General features: G+C 74.8%; 4 protein-coding genes and 1 pseudogene. 1 reads left to right on the top strand and 4 read right to left on the bottom strand.

Features of this window, described 5'->3' with window-relative positions; all coding sequences use genetic code 11:
* A pseudogene (locus ACYQ0J_RS00615) lies at window positions 1–284 on the top strand (tetratricopeptide repeat protein); the annotation flags it as partial.
* Here ACYQ0J_RS00615 and ACYQ0J_RS00620 read toward each other — a convergent pair.
* The 4 genes from ACYQ0J_RS00620 to ACYQ0J_RS00635 form a co-directional block, all read right to left on the bottom strand.
* Window positions 247–540 carry a helix-turn-helix domain-containing protein gene (locus ACYQ0J_RS00620; protein WP_460170267.1) on the bottom strand — a complete coding sequence of 98 codons (294 nt, stop codon included), beginning with the start codon at window positions 538–540 and terminating at the stop codon, window positions 247–249. The pseudogene ACYQ0J_RS00615 and the gene ACYQ0J_RS00620 sit on opposite strands and share 38 nt — an antisense overlap.
* 260 nt (window positions 541–800) lie before the next feature.
* Entirely contained in the window at window positions 801–1,175 is a 375-nt protein-coding gene (locus ACYQ0J_RS00625) for a hypothetical protein (RefSeq protein ID WP_460170268.1), read from the bottom strand.
* 50 nt (window positions 1,176–1,225) lie between these two features.
* Entirely contained in the window at window positions 1,226–1,360 is a 135-nt protein-coding gene (locus tag ACYQ0J_RS00630; RefSeq protein ID WP_460170269.1) for a hypothetical protein, read from the bottom strand.
* On the bottom strand, window positions 1,360–1,610 hold a 251-nt coding region (locus ACYQ0J_RS00635), incomplete at its 5' end, for a hypothetical protein (RefSeq protein WP_460170270.1). The genes ACYQ0J_RS00635 and ACYQ0J_RS00630, both read right to left, overlap by 1 nt.

The raw sequence follows: 1,610 nt of genomic DNA on the forward strand, positions 1-1,610 counted from the left end.
TGGTCCTGCGGGAAAGCCCCCCCGGCCTCCTCGTGGGCAGGCGGGAGGTGCCGCTGGAGGGCTCGGGGAAGGCCTTCGCGCTTCTGGCCCTGCTCCTCAAGGAGGGCCCCCTCCCCTGGCGGGAGGCGGCCCTGGCCCTCTGGGGAGAGGACGGCCCCGGGGTGAGGGAGCGGCTTCACACCACGGCCTCGAGGGCCAGGGACCTCCTGGCCAACTGGGAAGCGGTGCGGTGGGACGGGGAGGTGCTCAGGCTGGACCCGGAGAGGAAGTGGGAGGCCCGCTAGGAAACCTCCGGGCCACCCGGTAAGCCCCCGCCCTGGACCCGGCGGGGGGACGCACCACCTCGAGGAGCCCCCGCTCGCTCAGGAGGCGGAGCGCCCGGGCGGCGGCGTCCGGGCTCATCTCCAGCTCCTGGGCCAGCTCCCGGGCGGAGTACTCTCCCTCCCCCAGGGCCCAGATATGGAACCAGACCAGCCGGGCGGAGCAGGGAAGGCCCTTGAACCTCTCGGGCTGGTACAGAGGACGCCTAGGCACGCCCATAGCTTAACGGCGGGCAGGGGCCGGCGCGTCCCGCGGGGGCGAAGCTTCCGCGCGGCGGCGTGCACGGCGCGCGGAGCGAGCCCCCGAGGGCGGCCCCCGGGCCGAGCGTCAGCTGGACCGCGGCGGCGTGCACGGCGCGGCGGCCCGGGGGCCGAGCGCCGGCCCGGAGGGGAGCCTCGCGCCCGCGGCGGGTGGTGGGCAAGGGCGCGCCCCGGCCCGCCGCCCCCCCTCGCGGGGGGCAGGCGAGGCCGGGGCCTCCCTCAGGCCTCCCGGGAGAGGATGGCGGCGAGGGCGCGGAGGGCCTCCTTCTCCACGGCCCAGGCCACCCGGGCCATCTCCAGGTTGGCCTCGGCCACCCGGTACACGCTCCGGGCACTCCTGTAGGCCTCCTCCTGCTCACGGGTCCTCTCCAGAAGCTCCGCCTGGCGCTGGGCCTCGTTCCTGCCCTCGAGGCCCTCCCGGATGGCCTTAGCGCGGGCGTCCTCCAGGTCGTCCTGGGCCGCCTCGAGGGCCAGCCTGGCCTCGGCGTGGGCGGCGATGGCCGCGATGAGGGCCCTGGCCCGATCCCTGAGGGCCTCCAGGGCCTCCTCCACGCGGGCCTTGAGCTCTTCCATCTGAGTCTGGGTCAGGTTCACGGCTTCCTCCTTTGGGGAGGGGGGCGGGGCGGACCCGCCCCCCTTCGGGGCTACTTAGTGCCGGGGCCGAGGCCCTTCACCTCGTCGGAGAGGGGGACCACCTGGCCAGGATCCTGGGGGCCGAGGGCCGAGGCGGGGGTGGCGAGGACGAGGAGAAGGGCGAGGAGAAGGGCGAGGGCGCGCATTAGAAGGGCACCTCCTCCCCGGCGGCGGGCTGGGCGGCCTCCCTCTGCCGGAGGATGCGGGCGGCCTCGAGGCGGGCCTCCTCCAGGAAAGCCTCGGCGGATTCGCTGAAGTTTTCCACAGAAGCGAAGGCGGTGGACCAGACAATGGCCTCCGTCAGGGCCTCGTGGATTTCCCTAGCCAGGAGGAGGGGGGTGATGTAGTTCTCGCTCCCGGCCCCGGCGATGGCCCAGCTGTAAAGCTCGGCGAGCC

The sequence above is a fragment of the Thermus sp. FJN-A genome (assembly GCF_054655095.1).

What these genes read in the sequence shown, in the direction of transcription:
- ACYQ0J_RS00620 (WP_460170267.1), bottom strand. Translation starts at nt 540, where the DNA reads ATGGGCGTGCCTAGGCGTCCTCTGTACCAGCCCGAGAGGTTCAAGGGC.
- ACYQ0J_RS00630 (WP_460170269.1), bottom strand. Translation starts at nt 1,360, where the DNA reads ATGCGCGCCCTCGCCCTTCTCCTCGCCCTTCTCCTCGTCCTCGCCACC.